The following is a 20,091-nucleotide window of genomic DNA, read 5'->3' as shown; positions in this document are numbered from 1 at the left end:
AGGATATATTATGTCCGGTTGCGCAAAATCCGGCCCCGCGATGGTTCAAGGGAGACACGACGTCGTCGTTGATCCAGTGACCAGAATTGAGGGTCATCTTCGCGTGGAAGCAGTGGTCGAAGACGGCAAGATCGTCGATGTCCGCTCCAGCTCTCAGCTGTTTCGTGGTCTCGAGATCATCCTGAAGGGCCGTGATCCCCGCGATGCTCAGCATTTCACCCAGCGCTCCTGCGGTGTCTGCACATACGTGCACGCACTCGCTTCCATCCGCTGTGTCGATAACGCCGTTGGCGTTGACAAAGAACTGCCTCACAATGCTACCATTATTCGTAACCTTGTGCTGGCTTCCCAGTTTATGCACGATCACATCGTGCATTTCTATCACCTGCATGCACTTGACTTTGTTGATGTTTCAGCTTGTTTGAACGCCGATGTCTCCAAAGCCGCAGAATTGGCCGCAGGTGTTGCCCAGACTGTTCGCAAGGACCCGAAGATCGTTTCCAGCAGGGAAGAACTTCAGAAGACCAAGGACACCGTCAAAGGAATTGTCGAATCTGGTCGTTTGGGTATCTTCACCAATGCGTACTTCCTCGGCGGTCACCCGGCTTACGTTCTGCCGCCCGAAGTCAACCTGTTGGCGACAGATCACTACTTGAAGGCTCTGCACATGCAGGTCAAAGCTGCTCGTGCCATGGCTGTCTGGGGTGCCAAGAATCCGCATACCCAGTTCACCGTCATGGGTGGAGTGACCTGCTACGAAGGGCTCACCGACAAGTACATCAATGATTATCTGGCTCTGTATTCCGAAATCAAGGACTTCGTCCTCGACTGTTACATCCCGGACCTCATTGCCGTGGCTGGTTTCTACAAAGATTGGGCTTCCATCGGTGGCACAACCAACTTCATGAGCTTTGGCGAATTCCCGGCTCCGGGAACCGAAGCGGACCTGAGTGGTCGTTACGTGAAGCCCGGCGTCATATACAATCGTGATCTCGGCAATGTCATGGACTTCAATCCTGACAATATCGAGGAGCACGTCAAGCACTCCTGGTACAAGGATGACTCTCCGAAACACCCATACTCAGGTGTGACTGATCCCATGTATACCAGCCTGGATGACAAGACCAAATACTCTTGGATGAAGGCTCCCCGCTACGAAGGGAAATCCGTCGAAGTCGGTCCTCTCGCAACGTGTCTGGTCAACTACGGTCTCGGACATCCTGAATACAAGACTTATGTCGACTTCGTTCTCAATGCGTTGAGTGTCGGTCCCGAGGCTCTTTTCTCCACTCTGGGGCGGACAGGCGCACGCGGTATCGAGTGCCTGATCACCACGCTCAAGACAGAAGAATGGGTCAATGATCTGAAAGAAAACGTGGCCAAGGGTGACATGGACATCTGCAAAGATTGGGACATGCCTTCCGAAGCGCAGGGTGTCGGTTTTGTCAACGCTCCCCGCGGTGGTCTGAGCCACTGGATTGATATCAAAGACTCCAAGATCGACAATTTCCAGCTTGTAGTTCCCTCCACCTGGAATATCGGTCCCCGTTGCGACAATGACCTCCCCGGTCCGCTGGAAGAGGCATTGCTCGATAATACACCGATCGCTGATCCTGAGCGTCCGGTGGAAATCCTGCGTACCGTTCATTCCTATGATCCCTGCATCGCCTGTGGCGTGCACGTCATTGATAACAAGACCGGTAACGTCAAGAAGTTCAAGATCCTGTAAACGAGGTATCCTCGAACGATCATTAAGGAGCTGGGCTTATGTCCGGCTCCTTTTTTGTTTGAATTGTATGGTGGATTTGACCTTCACAATGTCCTTGGCTATCAGGGCTTCATGATGGGTGAACGAATTATGGCCGGGTTTCGATTTGCCAAAGCCGCACCCTGGCCCTACGTGACGGGGGTGGGTGCCCTGTTTACAGCCCTTCTCTTTAAAGGGATGGGAGTTTCCTTGTGGATACAGGGAAACCCCTTTCAGGCATCCTTGTTTGCCCTTTGGGGATTTGGTTGGTTGGGCATTGCCGGTTTTGCCTTTGCCGATGGAATTTCCCGTCATCGTGAATATAGACGCATCAAGGCTATGCTTTTGAAATTCGGCTATAGCGAACGCATCTTTGAACCGCTTGCTTCTTCCCGTTGTCAACGCGATGCCGCTCTTTTTGCGGCTGATGAAACTGGGCATGGCGTCTCCGCGCGCGCTTATTTTCATCTGTTGGGTTATCGTTGGTATCATGTTTTACCAGACAAGGTGGTGAGGAACCCGTTCGTCTTTCTTTGTCCGGATTTTTTGCGGTCTTCTTTTTTGCCAGGCAAAAAAAAAGGCTCTTGAGAAATGTTTTTTGTTCATCAATGCACACGGCCCGAAACCATATGGTTCCGGGCCGTGTGCATTGATGAAGCGCCGACTGATTTACAGCATTTCGTGTTGGTATTCGTCTCCGCCGACCAACTCAAGCATATCTCGTAGGATTTTGAGTGTTTCTTCTGCTTCTTTGGGGTCGAGTTTACGCAAAGCAAATCCGGCGTGAATGATGATGTAATCACCCAGGGTTACTTCTTCGTCCAGCAACATAATCGATGCCTGAACCGTGGTTTCGCCTTCGCCTACTTTACAGGTGGCGACTCCGTCATTAATTTCCAGAATTTCTGCTGGTATCGCGAGGCACATACACTTTCTCCGTAGCGGGGTTCGTCTCTGTCCGAAGGGTGTAAGTTCCACCCGCCTTTTCAACTTCCTTGAGCACTGTCTCCATAACCTCGGGAATCCTGGCTTCTAGTTCAGGAGTCAAGGCCGCGGACATATCCTTGTAATTGACCGGTTCAATGCCATAGAGGATGACATCGTCCGGGACCTTCCCCATCAGACTACACTGGGCCAAGGTATCAAGCAAGTCGGTTTGGTGCATGGAATTTTTGAAAGCACAGGCCTTTTGCAGGTCATTACCAAGCAATCGGAACATGTCACCTGGAGCACCTTCATTGAGCACAATGTCAATAATGATCAGATAGTCCGCATCCATGATGGGGCCCATCAGCCTCAGTCCCAGTGTGCCACCATCAAGAATCTCGACATTGGGGGAGAATTGATACTTCTGATCCAATTCCTCAGCAACACGGACTCCAAAGCCTTCGTCCGTATAGAGGATGTTTCCGACGCCAAGAATCAGTATTTTTTTCTCATTTTCAGACATTCATCCCGTTTAGTGGACAGGGCAAATTTAGGCAAGCCAAATAAGACCTTGTTGGGTTATTTCCTCATTTTTTCCTCTCTTGGTAGGAGGGAGAACAAGAAAAGATACGTGTTCTCAATCGCGAAGAGTGTGATTGGCAATGGAGGTATGAAAAAGGCCGGTCCTTGTGAAAAGACCGGCCAGGATATGAATCTTTTTGGGGACTCTAGAGTTGTGACAGCAGGATATCACCGAACTCCTGACATCCGATCTGAGTGGACCCAGGGATCTGGACGGCGAGATCAACAGTGACCTTTTTGGCTGCGAGCGCCTTTTCCACGGAGGCATGGATCAGGGCTGCGGCTTCATGCCAGCCGATGTGCTCCAGCATCATGGCACCGGAAAGGATCAGGGAACCAGGGTTGGCCATATCCTTGCCTGCGATGGTCGGAGCAGTACCGTGAGTCGGTTCGAAGAAGGCGAGCGTGTCGCCCATGTTGACACCGGGGGCAAGACCAAGCCCACCGACCTGGGCAGCGAGGGCATCAGAGATGTAATCGCCGTTGAGGTTGGTGGTGGCGAGCACAGAGTATTGTTCCGGATACATCAGAACATTCTGGAACATGGCATCAGCAATGCGGTCCTTGATGATGACACCTTCACCTTCTTCGCCTTCACGAACAACCTGGCCCTTGTAGTCTTCATCTGCCAATTCGTATCCCCATGCCCGGAAACCACCTTCCGTGGTTTTCATGATATTGCCTTTGTGGACAAGGGTGACTGACGGCTTGTTGTGTTCAATGGCAAAATCAAGGGCTTTCTTGACCAGCCGTTTGGAACCTGCGGGTGTGATTGGCTTGATGCCGACACCGGCTGTCATATCAATCTTGGCTCCTAATTCGTCCACAAGAAATTCGATTAATTTCTTGGCTTCCGGGCTGCCTGACTGATATTCAATTCCTGCGTAAACATCCTCGGTGTTTTCTCGAAACACGGTCATGTCCACGAGGTCCGGACGCTTGACAGGGGATTCGATTCCCTTGAAATATTTGATGGGACGAATACAGGCGTACAGATCAAAGACCTGGCGCATGGTGACGTTGAGACTGCGGAAACCTTTGCCAACCGGAGTGTTGAGTGGTCCTTTCATGGCCAGTTCGGCCCCGGCAAGGGCATCCATGGTCGCTTTGGGCAGATGCTCGCCTGTTTCAGCAAAGCCTTTTTCACCGGCCAGCAGTTCAACCCAGTTGAGTTTTTTTTCTGTGCCGTATGCCTTGCTGACTGCGGCATCGAGAGCCGGGCGGCCGGCCTTCCATACTTCCGGGCCGATACCGTCACCTTCGATGTAGTATACTGTCTTCTCTGCCAAGGGGTCCTCCTTATAGTGGAAAATAAGCGGGTGTTTTTGGTCGGGGGTCTTTTGAATGTGGAAGCGGACTATGCCGCGTATTCGGCTGGATTGCAAGTTGTCCTGCGGAATTCTCCCTGATAGGGCTGTGTTTGATGTGTTGTTGAATACGATAAAATATATGGGTAAATATTTATGTTGGGTGAGTTGGAAATGGTCAAGGCGGTCCTTTCGGGGAGCAGAAGAACGGTTGTCCTGACCGGGGCGGGGATTTCTGTTGAAAGCGGTGTGCCGACCTTCAGGGGGCGTGATGGTTCATGGAAGAATTATCGCCCGGAGGATCTGGCGAGGCCAGATGCCTTTGAAGCAAGACCTGAGTTGGTATGGGAATTCTACAATTGGCGTCGTGAATCTCTTCGGGAGAGCGAGCCGAATGCAGCCCATCTGGCCCTTGCGGAAATGGAGAGGAAAAAAAACAATTTCCTTTTGATAACGCAGAATGTCGATGGGTTGCACTGTCGGGCCGGGTCTCGGAAGATCATGGAAATGCACGGGAGTCTTTGGCAGATTAAATGCACGAAATGTACTCATGCACGGGAGGATTTCTCCCCATTGCCTCCTATGCCGGAATGCCCCGTGTGTGGGCATCTCTTGCGTCCTGGCGTGGTCTGGTTTGGTGAACCTTTGATTCCCGGAGTGCTCAGGGTTGCCATCGACGAGATCAATAAATCCGATGTGTTTCTGGCAGTGGAGACATCCAGTCTGGCGCAACCCGCTGCGTCATTTTATCAGCTGGCCAAGGACCATGGCGCGGTGACAGTGGAGATTAACCGTGAGCCGACCCCCATTTCCGGATTTATGGATTTTGCCCTCCACGGCAAGGCCAGTGATATCCTTCCCGAATTGATGGCTGGACTTTCCGAGTGATTTCGAGGCGCGATGCCGTCGTTCTGGCAGTGACGCCAAGGCGTCCTCACTTCTTCATTGCGGGCCGGGGTTTTCATTGTTCCTTGCCAATTGCTCGAAAGACCTGTTATTTCTGACGCTGTACATATATTTTAAGGAGTTTTTCAATGTTGAATTGTCGCCCTCGTTGCGTCCTTGTTTTTATATTATCGCTTGTGATCGTGACTATGGCCGGGTGTGGCTCCGGTAAAACGATCCCGACCGATCCCGGAGCCGTCAGAAATGCCCTTGTAGGGACAATCTGGAATTGTGAGTCCTTGTTCAGACGAGAGGTGCGGGGGAACGTCCCATTGACCCTGGAGTTCTTGGCTGATGGAACAGTTCGGGGCAATGGAGGGTGTAACGATTTTTCAGGACCCTATTCCCTGAACGGGGAAAATCTCACATTTGGGCAGTTGACGAGCACCAAGAAGACATGTGGCCCAGCCGCCGATGAGCAGGAATATACCTATCTGAGCTTTTTGCCGACCATCACCAAGGTGAAGGTAGATGGGGACGAGATGGAGTTGTTCAAGGACACAGACCCTGAACCCATGGTCTTTGGCTCTCAAAAGGGTGGCGGGTTGTTCTGGTAAAATTGAATGCGAATCGGAATGTTACTCCTCCGGAGTGACTTTGTCTTGAAATCCTTTGAGTTTCATTATTCTGGCGTAGGACTCCGCTATCCTATCCCTTGATATAACTCCATCAGAGACCAGCTTCATGATGGTGCGGTGCGCGTGAGTGACGATCATCGGGTCAAATGTCAGATTGTTACCAAAGAGCAGAATATCAGCGCCTGCCTGAATGGCAAGACGAACTGATTCTTCAAGTCCGTAGTGAGCGGTGATGGCACCCATGTTCATGTCATCGGTGACAACGACTCCATCAAATCCGAGCTGTTCGCGCAGCAGGCCAGTGATGACTTTGTGTGAGAGTGTGGCTGGGAATTTCGGGTCCAGCCGCGAATTGAAGATATGAGCGGTCATGATCACTTTGGCGGTGCCGTCCGCGATCAGGCGGCGATAGGGAATCAATTCTTTTTCCGACCAGGAACCAGTCACATCGGTCAGCCCTTGATGGCTGTCGGTTCCGGCACTGCCATGGCCCGGAAAGTGTTTGAGACATCCCAGAATGTCATGGTGAGCAAGCCCCTTGATGAAAAGTCTGTCACAAACTGCGACTCGTTCCGGATCAGCGGAGAAGCTGCGTCCGATCTTGCCGATAGCGGGACTGTCCGGGCGGATATTGACATCGGCAACCGGCGCAAAGTCGAGCGTGAAGCCAACTTTTTTCAGCTCCTTGCCAACTTTTTCTCCTGCTTCCAGTACAGCTTGATCATCCTTTTTCCCGAGAATCTGGGCTGATGGCGTCTCGCTAAAGCCGTATTGTTTTTTGAGGCGCTGCACTGCGCCGCCTTCCTGGTCGACCGCGACAATCAGGGGGATGGTAGCCGCTGCATTCAGGTCTGCCGTCAGTCGTGAAACCTGCGCCTGATTTTTTATGTTTCTGCTGTACCAGCCGCGCATGACATCATAGTCGAAGAGGATGACGCCTCCCAGATGGCGTTCTCGTATATCCTGCATGATTTGACTTGATTTCGTGACGGTCTGACCACGAAATCCTGCCATGATCATTTGCCCGACCATGACGTCGAGTTGCTGAGCCATGGCAGAATGGCATGAGAGGGAGAACAGGGCGATGAGAAGAGTAAGGCAGCGTATCAACATGATGACTCCGTGAACGATTTTTCCCTGTATAGGCTGGCCTTCCTGTTTTCGCAAGATATCCCTCCTATGCCTAGAGACCATTTTCCCTTAAAGTGATGCCTGATGCCCAATACTCTCTTCCACGACTTTCTGTCTCATTACCTCAGATCTGCATGGGTGAATATCGTTCCTCGTGTGTTTGAAGATGAGGAAAATGTGGGATCTCTTGCTCTGTCCACTGCTCAGCTCTGGGCATTAGTCCTTGCCTCTCGCCATATCCCCTGTCGCATCAGTCGTCTGACACGGACAGGGGAGCAGATATATGTGGTTCAGGTCAGCCCATGGTTCGCTGATCAGGCAATTGATGAAATTCTCCTTTATATGGAAGAGAATGCTCCTGATGAGGGGGCTGGCCCTCCTTCTGTGTTGAGTCCGATCAGTGGTCCCTGGGCCACAATCACGGCAATGCTTGGAATGGTGCTGTTTTTTTGGGTTTATGGTCGGACATATCCTGCTTTGGCTCTACATCCGGGGTGGTGGCTCTCTTCGGGGAGCGCGGATGCGGGGCGTATTTTGGGGGGAGAGTGGTGGCGTGTTCTTACTGCATTGACCCTTCATGCAGATGGCGCTCATGTTATGGGGAATGCGCTCATAGGCGGTGTTTTTGTCTGGTTGGTGGCGTGTCGTCTCGGTTCGGGGCTTGCCTGGATAATGACGATTCTGGGTGGAGGGTTGGGAAATATTCTAAATTCCCTGGCTCTTGCGGCACCTCATGATGCCATTGGATTCTCCACTGCTGTATTTGCCGCAGCCGGGTTGCTGGCAGGTATTTCCCCTTTTGGTATTGGCGGGGGAATTCATGGATTCGGGACTGGAGCCTGCTTGCGGCGATTTTCACGATTTATCGGATCGGCGGTAATCCCTGTGGCGGCTGGTTTGGGGTTGCTTGCCATGTTGGGAGCAGGTGAGAATACTGACTTGGGTGGGCACTTTTTCGGATTTGTCTCCGGCCTTGGTCTTGGTTTTATTGTCGGTTTGACCGGAACTCGCAGGGGAGTGCCTTCCAGGCGAATTGATGGGATTTTATTTGCTTGCGCCATGACACTTCCTCTTTTGGCGTGGGTTTTTGCATGGTTGGCATGATCGGGGCGCTGTGTTAATTTGACGCAGGTTACATGAACATGAATTTGAGGAGCCTCCATTGGTTGTACTTGGCATGAAGCCTGTTATCAAAATAGACAATGTATCCCTGTCCATAGGGAACGTCTCAATACTGGAAAATATTTCCTTAGTTGTTGAACGTGGTGATTTTATGGCTGTCCTTGGTCCGAATGGCGGGGGAAAGTCGACGCTACTCAAACTTATGCTCGGTCTGCTCAGGCCAGACAGTGGGACAATCAGGGTTTTGGGTGAGGAGCCTGGTTCCACTGGAGGGCGTATCGGGTATTTGCCACAGCACACTCATGTCTCAAAATCCTTTCCTGTGACGGTCCTTGATGCGGTAATCATGGGAACGGTGAGGCCTGGGCTGCGTGGCATCGCTGGCCGGTCCCGTTCCTCGGATGAAGTCGTTCGCGCTCGTAAGGCCCTTGAAAAAGTTGGATTGTTGGCGCAGGAAAGTCGTCGTCTGGCAGGTTTGTCTGGCGGGCAGAAGCAACGGGCCTTTATCGCTCGCGCTCTTGTCAGTTCGCCTGAGTTGCTGCTGTTGGACGAGCCGACGGCCAGTGTTGACCCCGAGAGCAGGAACTCTCTGTTTGCCCTTTTGAGTGAACTGAATAAGGACATGACGGTCATTATGGTCAGTCATGATATTTCTTCCCTCACTTCTGGCGTGAAATCAGTGGCATGTGTTAATCGAGATCTGCATTTTCATAAAGCACCAGAGATAACCGGCGAGATGTTCAAGATGAGCTATGGGAGCGGTGATACCTGCTGTCCAGTGGAGTTGGTGACGCATGGAGATGTGCCGCACAGAGTGCTTGGCCCACACGAGAAGACGGACAGTGGAAATACTGGGGAGGAGGGACAATGATGGAACTTCTCCATTTTGATTTCATGCAGAACGCGCTGCTGGCTGGACTGCTGGCGAGCGTTATCTGCGGGATTATCGGAACCTTGGTGGTCGTCAATCGTATTGTCTTCATTTCCGGTGGCATTGCCCATGCCTCCTATGGCGGCGTCGGGCTCGCTTTTTTTCTTGGGCTGCCTGTCCTGCCTGTTACTACGGCCTTCACGGTGCTGGCAGGACTTGTCATGGCCCTGGTGACCCTCAGAGCGCGAGAACGGGCCGATACTGTCATTGGAGTCATATGGGCGGCAGGAATGGCTTTTGGTATTATTTTGCTCGATATGACACCGGGCTATAATGTTGATCTCATGAGTTATCTCTTCGGCTCGATCCTCGCGGTGCCTTCTTCGGATATCTGGATAATGGGAGGGTTGGCCTGTCTTGTCCTCATAATGACGATGGCTTTTTACCGCGGTTTTCTGGTTATGAGTTTTGATGAAGAATTTGCCCGTAGCCGTGGTGTGCCTGTAGATTTTCTCTATTTTTTGCTGATTACCATGGTTGGCTTGAGCGTTGTCATGATCATTCGTGTGGTTGGATTGATCCTGGTCATCGCTTTACTGACAATTCCCCCGTTTATTGCAGAGCGCCGGGCACGATCTCTGGGATCGATGATGCTGGTTTCGACTCTGTTGAGTTGTTTTTTTACCGTTGCCGGGCTGGTCCTATCCTATATGGCGGATATCACTTCAGGAGCTTCGATTATCGCGGTAGCTTCGGTGTGTTTCTTTCTTTCATTTGCGCTTCCGGGCAGAACCGTATAGACCGTCGCTCCGGCTACCGGAGAAGATTGCGAAGCCAGATTTGGAATGGGGGTTCCATTTCACCCTGTATACGAGCCAGGTCAGGCCTTGATTTGGCGTAGAGAACCTGCAACAGACTGCCAGGACGAAATCTTTTCCAAGTTGCTTCAGGTAAGCGGGCTGAGCCCCATCGCGCCAATCCGTCGTTATCCACGTATTTGTATTCAATGAAATTGAGTCGCTCGCCGGATGTGGCTTGTTCACTTCGGATTTCAGTTACCACTCCTGTGGTCATTGATTCGCCGAAGAGCCTGAATCGTTCTTCCCGGAGAATATTATAGGGGATGTTCCAGAGCGCGACGATAATCAGGGTGATGGCTGCGAGGCCGAAGAGTTTGCGACCAAAGCGCTCAAGGGGAGTGCGGTGTGGGATATTGCCGGACATGTAGACCATGTCCTTTGATACACTGGGAAATTTGTCCGCGCAAGGAGACTGTGCGGATGGGGATGTTCTCATCGGCCTTGCCAAGGGGTGGGTGAGAAGATTAAAATAATATCTTCTGCAATTGAGCGGAGCTATAGTCCTTTCAGTAAAGGGATGACAGGATAATCATGATCATACAGGATATAGAGGACAGTATTCGGCGGTTGACTGCTGTTGTCCGCCAGGACCTAGCCTTTGAGGTGCACCGGAGTTTCGGGGAAGACCCGAACGCCGAGATCAAACCTCTTGGATGGTGGGTCCTGGCATGTGGGGAGAAGTTGAAGGCGAATACTGTGATGGGCAGGGATGTTTCCAGGAACCAATTGCTTGAGGACGTTCGCATGGCGGGGTTGGTTTTGCCGGAGAATATATGGATTTGGGATGAATCCGATCAGGCACAACTCGTCATCAGTACGGTTCCGACACTGAAGCGTGCCGAGTACCTTGCCAAACATTTGCGGCGAAAGGGATTGGAGATCAGGATTCGACGCGAAAAACTGTGAGCTGGATGATCAAGAGCGCAAGAAAAGACCTCTGCAATAATGGAGAGGTCTTTTCTTTTTCCGTTTCAAACGAGTTAGCCTTCCTGCGGCAGAAAAGGCGTCAGTTCGGAGACAGCCTCAAAAAGGAAATGGTCAACGAGGTGGCACATCATGTGCGCGGCAGAAATGTGGATTTCCTGAATGATCGGAGTGTCACTGGATGGGACTGTGACAAGAAAGTCCGACACCGAACTCATTTCGCCACCAGTTTGCCCGGACATCCCAATAGTGACTATTCCAATTCGTTTTGCTTCACGCATGGCGCGAATGACATTGGAGCTGGTGCCGGATGTGGACAACCCCATGAGTATATCGCCAGGGCGTCCCAGAGCCTGAAGTTGTTTTGAAAAAACTTCATCAAAGCTGTAATCGTTTCCGATGGCTGTCAGCGCTGAAGTGTCTGTGGTCAGAGCCAGGCCCGGAAGAGGGGGGCGTTCCAGCTTGAAGCGGTTAGTGAATTCCGCAGCCAGATGTTGGCTGTCGGCGGCACTGCCGCCGTTGCCACAGAACATGATTTTGCCTCCACTGGCCAGACAAACGGCCATGGCGCGGGCGATCTCGACAATGAGTTCTCCCTTGGAATCAAAAAAAGTCTTGCGGGCGGTGAGTCCGGCTTCTGCGTGATCCATCACTTTCTTCAAAGCGGCTTCAGACATCGCTGTTCATCCTTGAAAGGTTACGGTTCAGAGGAGGGCAACACTATCGCAAATCCTGTGGCCGTGCAATCGACGTACGCCTTTTGACGCCGGAAGTACGGGGAAAAAGACTTTTATTCAGACCTGATTTGCGTTAAAGCCCACCATTGGCTTGAGCCGCATTACCGGATAGAGCCAAAAAGACCAAGTAAAAAAAGAGTGATTATCCCATGACCGAATCAAAGGAAAGTACTGTCCGGCTGCTGATCACCTGCCCGGACCAGCCCGGTATTGTTGCCGCAGTCAGCCGATTCCTGCACAGTAAGGGCGCGAATATTATTCATTCAGACCAGCATTCGACCGATCCTGAAGGTGGTCGTTTTTTCATGCGCAACGAGTTTTATCTTCCTGGCCTCGACCTGGAAGGGTTGGTTCAGTTGCGAGCTGATTTTGAAGCCGAAGTGACCGATGGGTTCATTATGGACTGGAGCCTCAATCCGGTTTGGGAACCCAAAAGAATGGTCATCCTTTGCTCCAAGGTGGACCATGCTCTCATGGAATTACTCTGGCGCTGGAAACGGGGCGACCTGGAGACGGAAATCGCCATGGTCATCAGTAATCATCCCGATTTGCAGTCTTCAGTAGAACATTTTGGTGTTCCCTTTCATCATATTCCGGTCGGTCCGACCCTGCGCGACAAAGTCGCCGCAGAGGATAGGATTATCGAGCTGATGGAGGGGCAGGTTGATCTTATCGTTCTTGCCCGGTACATGCAGATTCTGACATCGGATTTTGTGGCGCGCTACGGGAATAGTATCATCAACATTCATCATTCCTTTCTGCCTGCGTTCGTGGGCGCTGATCCATACCGAAGGGCACATGAACGCGGAGTCAAACTCATCGGCGCAACAGCTCACTATGTGACGGCCGAGTTGGATGAAGGGCCGATTATTGAGCAGGATGTGATCCGAGTCACCCATTCTCACGATGTTGATGATCTCAAGCGGCTCGGCGGGGATATCGAGCGGCATGTCTTGGCTCGGGCTGTCAAATGGCACCTTGAGGATCGCGTGATTGTCGATGGGAACAAGACAATCGTCTTTCGTCGTTAATTTTTCTGAACTTAAAAAAAGAACGCTTTCGCAGTATTACTGCGAAAGCGTTCTTTTTTTATTTTTTTAATGGCTGACGTTATTCTGTCTTGGGTGATTGCTCCTGGGCGTCAGTCAATTCTTCGTCCTGCGGGAGTATTTCTGATGGAACTGGTTCCTGCTTTTCAGGCGTTTTCTCGATTCGTGTCACGGATGTCTGAATTTCTTCGACTTCTTCAATTTCGTCCTCGTCTGTTTTGGGGGAAGTCTTTTTGGAAACACCGTATTTTTCGAGTATCTCTGCGAGTTTGACCGTGATATTGGTGGTTGTCCTGGCAATTTGTTCAAGATTGAGCAAAACCATGATGTCCACGCGAAAGATGGCTTTTTGCCACAGTTCGGTCAGTGCTTTTTGCAAATCAGGTTCCAGGCTGAGCATGGTCATGGCCCCGGCCATCTGCTTAGCGGTTTTGGGCTTGAAGAGGAGGGTCCCTTTTCGGGTCACGTCATTTCCGAAGAGCTGCTTTTTCCTGATCTTGGTCATGGCAGGCAATGCGTCCACCACTGCTTCGCCCACACGCCGTGCCCGTCCACTGCGGACTTGGATTTTGCTCCCCTCGGAACGTCCCATTTCCTGGAGAATATGGATCGTATGATTTTCCAGAAGGAAGTAGAGGATTCGTTCCAGAGTGGGAATACCGAAATCTTTTGCCAAGGGGCGGATCCCGTCAATTTGTTCAGGGACAAACCCTTCTAGAGCTTTATAAAAATGGTCGCTGGTCCGGCCTATGGCGATCGCTGCACCGACACCCATGGCAACAATTTGATCCATGAGAAACTTGAATTCGAGATTCTCGGCCTTGATCGCCTCAGGGTCCCGTTCGTCAGGCGTGTCAGGAGAGTTTTTTCTGGCTCGGTTCTGAAGAACCCTATGCTGATATTGGGTCTCGAATTCTTCAGCAATGGTATCAACACAAGTGATTCTGGCAGCTTGGAGATATTCGTTGTTGGAAATTTCTTTTGCCTGACTAAGGGAACTCAACCCTTTGATCAGAATGGATTGGATGAATTTGGCCCGTTTTCTTCCATCGAATTCCGTGCGGCTTGTGACGTAGCTTTTTTGGATGCGGGTTTTTTCGATAGTCTGGTCAGTCGGGTTGAGCTTGGCCAGAATGTCATCGAAGAGAAAGCGGATGACCAGAAAATGCCGTTCTTTGGAAATATCGTATTTTTCGCCTTCCAGTATCTCTTTATGGGCCTCTTCCACGCGACTTGCCACGAATTGTTCGACAAAAGCTTTCCAGAACTGGTCATCCAGTTCATACTTTTCGATCAGATCGCTATACTCGCGCAGAGCGTGTTGGCCAAAGTAGCGAAGGACGATTTCCTCAAAGTTATCAGTGATCAAGGCCATGGCAAAAACAATACCCTGAATGCACTTAATGAGCATTGCTTCAGTGTTGACAATGCCGGCCTGAAGTTCCTCGGCTTGGGGTGTGTCTTTTGCCTTGACCGCTTTTCCATGGTGGGCAAGGAGGATGATGAAGTTTGCGATATGCTGATGGATATATTCGTATCCAGGGTGTCCTATTCGACCGCAGAGCAATTCCAGAACACTTTTTTGTTGGGCTTTGAGGAGAGGGTATTCGTTGATCCGACTCTGGTTGACCGTAATGAATTCAAGGAGAAGTTCTCTCTCCATGACTTCCCGGAGTGATGACCGTTCCTTGAGCGCACGGAGCTTCTTCTGATATGCTGTCAGTCTTTGTTCGGTATCGAGCTGTGGTGCGGTTGATGCTGCTGGTGTTGTCATGGTACCCTGATACGGTCCTGGATGTTACGATTTCTTTCAAACCCTATGTCAAATCAGGCTTTTTTGCAAAATAAATATCTGTGTTGGCAAGGCAATCCAGGCTGGTCTCCGAGGCTGTAGTCATGTAGTATAGCAGCACATTTCAATCGATATGCAATGGAGTAAGGATGCGGCGACTGTTTATCCATATGGCAGTGATTCTGATCATGGCAAGTATTCTGGTCGGTTGTGCCAAGTCTCCCTACACCGGACGAAGTCAGTTGATGGTGATGAGTGAGGAGCAGGAACAAGCCCTGGGGCTGGAAGCAAGTCAGGAAGTCAAGAAGCGCGAAGATATTATTTCAACAGGACCCGGTGTAGATCGGATTACCGATGTCGGGCTGCGGATTGCCGCAGCAGTCGGGAACCCTGAAATGACTTGGGAATTCCTTTTGGTTAAAAACGATGAAACCGTTAATGCCTTTGCATTGCCAGGTGGCAAAATATTTGTTTACACGGGCTTGTTGAATCTGGCGAGTACAAATCCCGAGCTTGCCACCGTCATGGCACACGAGGTGGCGCACGTCCTGGCGCGGCATGGAGCAGAGCGTCTGTCTACACAGATGTTCATCTCTCTTGGTGGGCAGGCCGGAGCCGTTGCTCTGGGTATGGGCAATTCGGCAGTGGCGTCTGTCTTCAGTCAGGTTTACGGGACGGGTGTCAATGTCGGGGTCATGCTTCCTTTTTCGAGAAATATGGAGTCCGAGGCTGACTATATTGGCCTGATTCTGATGGCTAAGGCTGGGTATGATCCAGAGTCGGCTCTTACTTTCTGGCGAAAGATGGCGAAGAACAAGGGAGGGAAAAGTGTGCCTGCATGGCTTTCAACCCACCCGACCAATGCCGCCAGGATAGAGAAAATTCAGAAGGCATTACCGGAAATCAAAAAAAAATATTGGAAGCCATAAATTGTCAACCGGAGTGTTTAATCGGATGATCGCTTCGATTCAGACTGCGGCGTAATCCTTGACTGTATTCTTTGCCATACCGGGCGAGGATGCTTTCAAGATACTCCAGGTTTCGCAGGGCCGATTCAGAATAAAAATCATGTTCGATATTGTATCGTTCCTTGAAATGAGCTGGCATGCAGTTGATGACGTTGGAAAGTCTGCATTCCATTTTTGACCACATAAAGGATGTAAATCCGCGTGTTTTGGTGAAGAGATCATATTCACTGGAAAAGTCCGTAATGCCCCCTTCCGTGAGTTCCTTGAACAGCAGGGGAAGTCGTTCCAGATAAATGTCGCTGCCCATCTGAGCGACGATATCCGCTGTTGCCAGAACATGCGCAGCGAGCATGGATTCAATATTGGTGAAGACCACTGTTTCCGGCGTCCCGGACGGGGCTGTACACTGGAGCATGGAGTCGAGATCAAGGAGATCCATGATCGGCCAGTGGTGTGTGTCTGAATAGTCTTCCAGGAGGAGCAGTCCCCGCTGAACATGGTCTAAAGTGAACTGTGCTCCGGTTCCAGTGTGTTCGTCTTCCCGACGGATATAGCCGCAATCATGGAAAAGAGCGGCTATGAGGGTTAATTGAACGATGTGCGGGGAGAGAGCCTGTCGAGCGAGGTGAATACCGTGTAAAAGGCGCGCTGTTGCCAACAGGACATCCAGCGTGTGGTGCCAGTTATGGTAAGGGGTGTCGCATTGTTGAAATCCAGGATAGAATCCCGCATAAAGACGACGAACATCTGCGAAAGCCTGAGAGTAGGTCGAAAAATCACTTTCAGGAAACATGGCAGTGACGATTGACCTGACCTCCTGGTCAATGCCTTCGGGAGTTCTTATATAAAGTTGGATGGCCGTCTGCATGAATCCGTTTCGGGTTGAATTGTAAAATAATTGCTCGTGAATTTTCACAATTTGGGCAAATCGTCAACCGGATCTGTGTGACTTTCTTGACCTGATTCTGTAAAAGAGCAATAAGGACATCGTGATTATTTGTACCGGATGCGGCAGAAAGAACGACGATGAAACCCGTTATTGTGAACAATGCGGGAAGAAGCTCCAGTCCTCTTATCAGTCTCCGACTTTTGAGCCTCGCACAGACTCTCGACTCACTCGCTTTACCCATCAGGGGATGCCGCCTGACAAATGGGAGTCATTCAGAAAACTGATCGAGGCATGGTGTTATCTTTTGCTCCTGCTTCTGGTCGGAATAGGAAGCCTGACGTATGAAGTCTGGTGGCCGTTATATCCGACGGTAGTGGGGATTGGATTGCTTCTCTATTTCCGCCGAATTTGAAAAAACACCCCTGATACTCGCATGTACAAGGGGTGTTTTTTTTGTGATCTATTGTGCTGGCTGTTCGGTATCGGATTGAGTGCCTGTGCTGGCATTGTCAGCCTGAAGTGCATTTCGCAGGTCTTCTTCCAGCAGGTCCGGGATGGGACGATCCCAGAATTTTTCATCGAGTTGTTCATCAAGCGTTTTTTCCGAGCAACAGACAATTCTTTCCGAGGTCGGGCAGTCCGGGACCGAATAATCCACTATACCGCACTTGGATGTCTCATCAAAATGATAGGGAATGGACCGGGTCACGGTCATGAAATCCTTGCCCTGCACCCGGATCATATCCTTGTAGACTCCAACGAAGAACCGTGCTTCCTTGTTGGCGTAGAAGACAGAAAAAAGATAAATATTTTTGCGGACACGGGAGACATAGTCAACTTCACTGACGTCCTTGCAGAGGATGCGGGCCACAATGTTTTTGCCTATGCAGATGTCCATATCAGGAAATTCTGATCCACTTGCGGGAAGTGATGAAAAGGTCAGTACGGAAAAGAGGCAAATCAATATGAAGAAGTGTCGCATGCGTTCTATCCTAGGCTAGCCAAGGTCCAGAAAAAGTTGGAATCCATCCGGGTCCAAGGTCTCGCATTTTTCTTTGCAGCCACAGCATTGATAATGCCCTTCCTTGAGATACCAGATGGCTTTCCAGGAGCAGTCGCAGTTGAAATATTCGTAGACCGAGGCATCCACAGCGCCTCGATAACGTGTGTATCCCTGTTGTTTTATTATTTCCGAAAACTTCATCGTCATGTTTGTCCGTTTAGTTAAGGTGTTATGTACACCGCCCTTCGGCTTTTTGCAAAAGAGGGCGCATCTGGCAAGCTCTTTTCCTTACCATGCGCGTGAAACATATGCCCCTCTTCTTTCATTGCTATCCCGACACCTCAGCCGGTTTTTTAATGACGAAGATGGCTCCAAGTCTTGGAATCTCATTCCAGGCTCATGCAGTCAATGTTTTGTCATATGATATCGCCAGAGGTGTACAGCCCCCTTTTGAGTCGCCGCCCATGCTGAAATTCAAATATGTTTGCCTCTTCTCTTTTTTTGCGTTTACTCTGCTGAATTGATCTTTGGTTACGAGAGGTTATATGTGTATTTTGATGAAGTTAAGAATCAATTGAAACACCATATCATCTCCTCCTTCTCAAGGCTCTGATACAAGAACGACTTTATCGTCATAGTTTTTGCAACGACTTGTGGAACAGGTCCCGAAGCGTGGGCCGTGGAAGTCGCAGCAGCCACAAGGGAGGAGTGCCATGCCAGGACCCACCATAAGTTTGATAACATATACGTTCAATGACGCAGAGTTTGCCGAGGAACTCATTCAGCAGGCTCAGTCCTTTACCGTTCAACCGGATGAGATTGTCGTCGTTGATGACGGGTCGGATATTCCTTTTTCCATGCCTGATCCTCCCGACAATCTTCGTATCATTCGTTTTGAAGAAAACAAGGGCATTACCCGCGCCAAGGGGGCCGGGATATCAGCCGCAGCAGGGGATTTCATTTTTTCTATGGATTGCGATACCCGAGTCGATGCTGATTGGTTGGAGCGAGCCTTGCCCCATGCGAATGTCCCGGAGATAGGTCTGACAGGCGGAGCTTTGAGCTATCGATCCGGCAATGATCTTGTTTCGCGGTATTTGATGCATTTTGGTGATAATCACAATCAGAGCCATACCGGAGCCGTGGATTTCATTCCCGGCAATGCTTTTTTGATTCGCCGTGACACCTGGGAGCATGCGGGTGGCTTCACTGCTTACGACGAGACCAACTGCCAGGATCATTATTTGAGCCACCGTTTGAAGCGTCTTGGGTACACATTGTACTCCGACGCCCGTGCCAAGGCATGGCAGCAGCGGCGTATAAGCCGAACAACCATGTGCAACCGAGTTTGGAAGTGGTGCCACAAGCCCGTCAAGATGCAGGCATTGGAAGTGCATGCTCCTGAAGATGTGGTTCAGTATCTTTTCGGGACACTGGTCGCACCCATGATAGATCGTTTTCAGGATGCAAACACACTTGGCGAGCCACTTTTCTACTACCTCGAATTACTCTACCTTGCCCATGCGGTTTTTGATGCGCTGGAGTATCTGGTACAACGAGGTAGAGTAAACGACTCTCTTCGGAACGGATTTCACTCAGCTCTGGTTGACCTTTTTGCCGGGTATCCCAAGGCCTGGGGCATGCTTCGAGCTGATCTTTTTGCCATGGGACATGAGCTTTTTTCCTTTCCCAAGGCTGGTTCCGGGAATTCTTGGCGCGATTTCTTCCTTTTTTCACATATGTTGCGAGAAGGCGGTTTGCTTCAATGGCTGGATACTCAGGGCGTCTCGCAACTTATCCGGGATGAGATGGAAGGTGGATTTGACTTCTCATCTTATGCGAAGGCATCTTTTGCCGTGTAAAATAGTTCCTTGATAAAAGGAAATACTTGTGAAACCTCATTGAGCTTTGCGGGTAAGCCTGCTAGTGATTTTGCCGGATAATTTGTCTGAATCGGTTTTGCGAATACGATCACACGGAAGGTGACGCTTTGAATAGAGTCGGAGGGACTGTGAAAAAAGGTTTTTTGACGTGTCTGGCTGTGGCGTTTCTGCTCATGTCTTTTGGCTCTTCGGCCATGGCTGATGGCGGAGGACTCTATGTGGCAGCGAAAGCTGGGCTTGGTTATATGCGGGGTGACGAGTCTTTCAGTCATAACCAATCATCAGAACCGAACAACAGCGAGTCCGGGTGGAGCAACAGTGCTTTCAACTATGGCGCTGCTCTTGGGTACAATTGGCTTGATGAGGGGGTTCCCTTGCGTACCGAGGTCGAATACTACGACCACGGAACTGTCACCATGCGTCATGATGACGACAATGCCACCTTTGAGATGGATACGGACATACAGACTGTTCAGCTGAATATCTTCTATGATTTTTATACCAAAACGAATTTCATCCCTTATCTGGGAGCTGGGTTCGGAATCGCGCAGCTTGATACGGATGGTGAGACCACATCCAACTTTTGCTACAGTCTTTTTGCCGGAACAGCTTACAAGCTTACGGACATGATCATGCTGGATTTGACATACCGTATCAATCAGTTCGGCGACAGCAGGGATTATTCCTGGAGTGACACGAATAACGACTATACCGTTAAAGCCAAGAATCTTTTCTCCATTGAAGGGACACTTGGTGTCCGTATCCAGTTCTAATAC

23 protein-coding genes are annotated in these 20,091 nt (G+C 50.4%); 13 read left to right on the top strand and 10 right to left on the bottom strand.

The window, feature by feature from the left end:
* The first annotated feature begins 10 nt into the window (after nt 1-10).
* On the top strand, nt 11-1,729 hold the full coding sequence (locus tag BN4_RS07090; RefSeq protein WP_015414692.1) for a nickel-dependent hydrogenase large subunit: 1,719 nt from the start codon (nt 11-13) through the stop codon (nt 1,727-1,729).
* Between the two features lie 54 nt (nt 1,730-1,783).
* Nucleotides 1,784-2,335 (top strand): hypothetical protein, encoded by a 552-nt coding sequence (locus BN4_RS07085; protein WP_015414691.1) that lies wholly within the window; start codon nt 1,784-1,786, stop codon nt 2,333-2,335.
* An 81-nt stretch (nt 2,336-2,416) separates the two neighbouring features.
* On the opposite strand, the gene BN4_RS07080 is transcribed toward BN4_RS07085, so the two are convergent.
* The 3 genes from BN4_RS07080 to icd all read right to left on the bottom strand — a co-directional run bounded on the left by BN4_RS07080 (nt 2,417) and on the right by icd (nt 4,545).
* Complete coding sequence (locus BN4_RS07080; protein WP_015414690.1) at nt 2,417-2,674, bottom strand: HypC/HybG/HupF family hydrogenase formation chaperone; 258 nt, start codon at nt 2,672-2,674, stop codon at nt 2,417-2,419.
* Nucleotides 2,637-3,197, bottom strand: coding sequence for a HyaD/HybD family hydrogenase maturation endopeptidase (locus BN4_RS07075; protein WP_015414689.1), 561 nt, complete (start codon nt 3,195-3,197; stop codon nt 2,637-2,639). The genes BN4_RS07080 and BN4_RS07075 overlap by 38 nt, the downstream gene beginning before the upstream one ends.
* Nucleotides 3,198-3,402: 205 nt before the next feature.
* A complete protein-coding gene (gene icd, locus BN4_RS07070) occupies nt 3,403-4,545 on the bottom strand; it encodes an NADP-dependent isocitrate dehydrogenase (RefSeq protein ID WP_015414688.1) in 1,143 nt (380 codons plus the stop codon).
* Between the two features lie 174 nt (nt 4,546-4,719).
* On the opposite strand from icd, the gene BN4_RS07065 reads away from it, so the two are divergent.
* On the top strand, nt 4,720-5,451 hold the full coding sequence (locus tag BN4_RS07065; RefSeq protein WP_015414687.1) for an SIR2 family NAD-dependent protein deacylase: 732 nt from the start codon (nt 4,720-4,722) through the stop codon (nt 5,449-5,451).
* A 146-nt stretch (nt 5,452-5,597) separates the two neighbouring features.
* Nucleotides 5,598-6,065 carry an META domain-containing protein gene (locus BN4_RS17140; protein WP_015414686.1) on the top strand — a complete coding sequence of 156 codons (468 nt, stop codon included), beginning with the start codon at nt 5,598-5,600 and terminating at the stop codon, nt 6,063-6,065.
* 21 nt (nt 6,066-6,086) lie between these two features.
* Here the strand turns inward: BN4_RS17140 and BN4_RS07055 are convergent, their stop codons facing one another.
* A complete protein-coding gene (locus tag BN4_RS07055) occupies nt 6,087-7,253 on the bottom strand; it encodes a glycoside hydrolase family 3 protein (protein ID WP_015414685.1) in 1,167 nt (388 codons plus the stop codon).
* Between the two features lie 48 nt (nt 7,254-7,301).
* Between BN4_RS07055 and BN4_RS07050 the strand changes: the two genes are divergently transcribed.
* From BN4_RS07050 to BN4_RS07040, 3 genes are read left to right on the top strand one after another with little or no spacing between them, the layout of a single operon-like run.
* Nucleotides 7,302-8,321: a rhomboid family intramembrane serine protease gene (locus BN4_RS07050; protein ID WP_015414684.1), complete on the top strand. Its 1,020-nt coding sequence runs from the start codon at nt 7,302-7,304 to the stop codon at nt 8,319-8,321.
* A gap of 58 nt (nt 8,322-8,379) precedes the next feature.
* A complete protein-coding gene (locus BN4_RS07045) occupies nt 8,380-9,210 on the top strand; it encodes a metal ABC transporter ATP-binding protein (protein WP_015414683.1) in 831 nt (276 codons plus the stop codon).
* On the top strand, nt 9,207-10,010 hold the full coding sequence (locus BN4_RS07040) for a metal ABC transporter permease (protein WP_015414682.1): 804 nt from the start codon (nt 9,207-9,209) through the stop codon (nt 10,008-10,010). The genes BN4_RS07045 and BN4_RS07040 overlap by 4 nt, the downstream gene beginning before the upstream one ends.
* 13 nt (nt 10,011-10,023) lie before the next feature.
* Here BN4_RS07040 and BN4_RS07035 read toward each other — a convergent pair whose 3' ends face one another.
* Nucleotides 10,024-10,434: a DUF3592 domain-containing protein gene (locus tag BN4_RS07035; protein WP_015414681.1), complete on the bottom strand. Its 411-nt coding sequence runs from the start codon at nt 10,432-10,434 to the stop codon at nt 10,024-10,026.
* 167 nt (nt 10,435-10,601) lie between these two features.
* Between BN4_RS07035 and BN4_RS07030 the strand changes: the two genes are divergently transcribed.
* Complete coding sequence (locus tag BN4_RS07030; RefSeq protein ID WP_015414680.1) at nt 10,602-10,976, top strand: hypothetical protein; 375 nt, start codon at nt 10,602-10,604, stop codon at nt 10,974-10,976.
* Between the two features lie 74 nt (nt 10,977-11,050).
* On the opposite strand, the gene BN4_RS07025 is transcribed toward BN4_RS07030, so the two are convergent.
* A complete protein-coding gene (locus tag BN4_RS07025; RefSeq protein WP_015414679.1) occupies nt 11,051-11,671 on the bottom strand; it encodes a D-sedoheptulose 7-phosphate isomerase in 621 nt (206 codons plus the stop codon).
* A 209-nt stretch (nt 11,672-11,880) separates the two neighbouring features.
* Here BN4_RS07025 and purU point away from each other — a divergent pair, with 209 nt between their 5' ends.
* A complete protein-coding gene (purU, locus tag BN4_RS07020) occupies nt 11,881-12,762 on the top strand; it encodes a formyltetrahydrofolate deformylase (RefSeq protein ID WP_015414678.1) in 882 nt (293 codons plus the stop codon).
* Between the two features lie 79 nt (nt 12,763-12,841).
* On the opposite strand, the gene BN4_RS07015 is transcribed toward purU, so the two are convergent.
* Nucleotides 12,842-14,554, bottom strand: a complete 1,713-nt coding sequence (locus BN4_RS07015) for a hypothetical protein (RefSeq protein WP_015414677.1) — start codon at nt 14,552-14,554, stop codon at nt 12,842-12,844.
* A gap of 167 nt (nt 14,555-14,721) precedes the next feature.
* Between BN4_RS07015 and BN4_RS07010 the strand changes: the two genes are divergently transcribed.
* Nucleotides 14,722-15,501, top strand: coding sequence for a M48 family metallopeptidase (locus BN4_RS07010; RefSeq protein WP_015414676.1), 780 nt, complete (start codon nt 14,722-14,724; stop codon nt 15,499-15,501).
* A 4-nt stretch (nt 15,502-15,505) separates the two neighbouring features.
* Here the strand turns inward: BN4_RS07010 and BN4_RS07005 are convergent, their stop codons facing one another.
* Nucleotides 15,506-16,408, bottom strand: coding sequence for an HD domain-containing protein (locus BN4_RS07005; protein ID WP_015414675.1), 903 nt, complete (start codon nt 16,406-16,408; stop codon nt 15,506-15,508).
* Between the two features lie 121 nt (nt 16,409-16,529).
* Between BN4_RS07005 and BN4_RS07000 the strand changes: the two genes are divergently transcribed.
* Nucleotides 16,530-16,841, top strand: a complete 312-nt coding sequence (locus BN4_RS07000) for a zinc-ribbon domain-containing protein (protein WP_015414674.1) — start codon at nt 16,530-16,532, stop codon at nt 16,839-16,841.
* 48 nt (nt 16,842-16,889) lie between these two features.
* On the opposite strand, the gene BN4_RS06995 is transcribed toward BN4_RS07000, so the two are convergent.
* A complete protein-coding gene (locus BN4_RS06995; protein WP_015414673.1) occupies nt 16,890-17,411 on the bottom strand; it encodes a hypothetical protein in 522 nt (173 codons plus the stop codon).
* Nucleotides 17,412-17,426: 15 nt separating this feature from the next.
* On the bottom strand, nt 17,427-17,639 hold the full coding sequence (locus tag BN4_RS06990) for a hypothetical protein (protein WP_015414672.1): 213 nt from the start codon (nt 17,637-17,639) through the stop codon (nt 17,427-17,429).
* Nucleotides 17,640-18,145: 506 nt separating this feature from the next.
* Here BN4_RS06990 and BN4_RS06980 point away from each other — a divergent pair.
* A complete protein-coding gene (locus tag BN4_RS06980; RefSeq protein WP_015414671.1) occupies nt 18,146-19,294 on the top strand; it encodes a glycosyltransferase in 1,149 nt (382 codons plus the stop codon).
* 149 nt (nt 19,295-19,443) lie between these two features.
* Entirely contained in the window at nt 19,444-20,088 is a 645-nt protein-coding gene (locus BN4_RS06975; RefSeq protein WP_015414670.1) for an outer membrane protein, read from the top strand.
* Nucleotides 20,089-20,091: the final 3 nt, after the last annotated feature.

It is taken from the genome of Pseudodesulfovibrio piezophilus C1TLV30, from assembly GCF_000341895.1.
In the GTDB taxonomy this organism is placed as follows: domain Bacteria; phylum Desulfobacterota; class Desulfovibrionia; order Desulfovibrionales; family Desulfovibrionaceae; genus Pseudodesulfovibrio; species Pseudodesulfovibrio piezophilus.
Note: the sequence above shows the minus strand (reverse complement) of the source record. Positions and strands in the feature narration are given on the sequence as shown.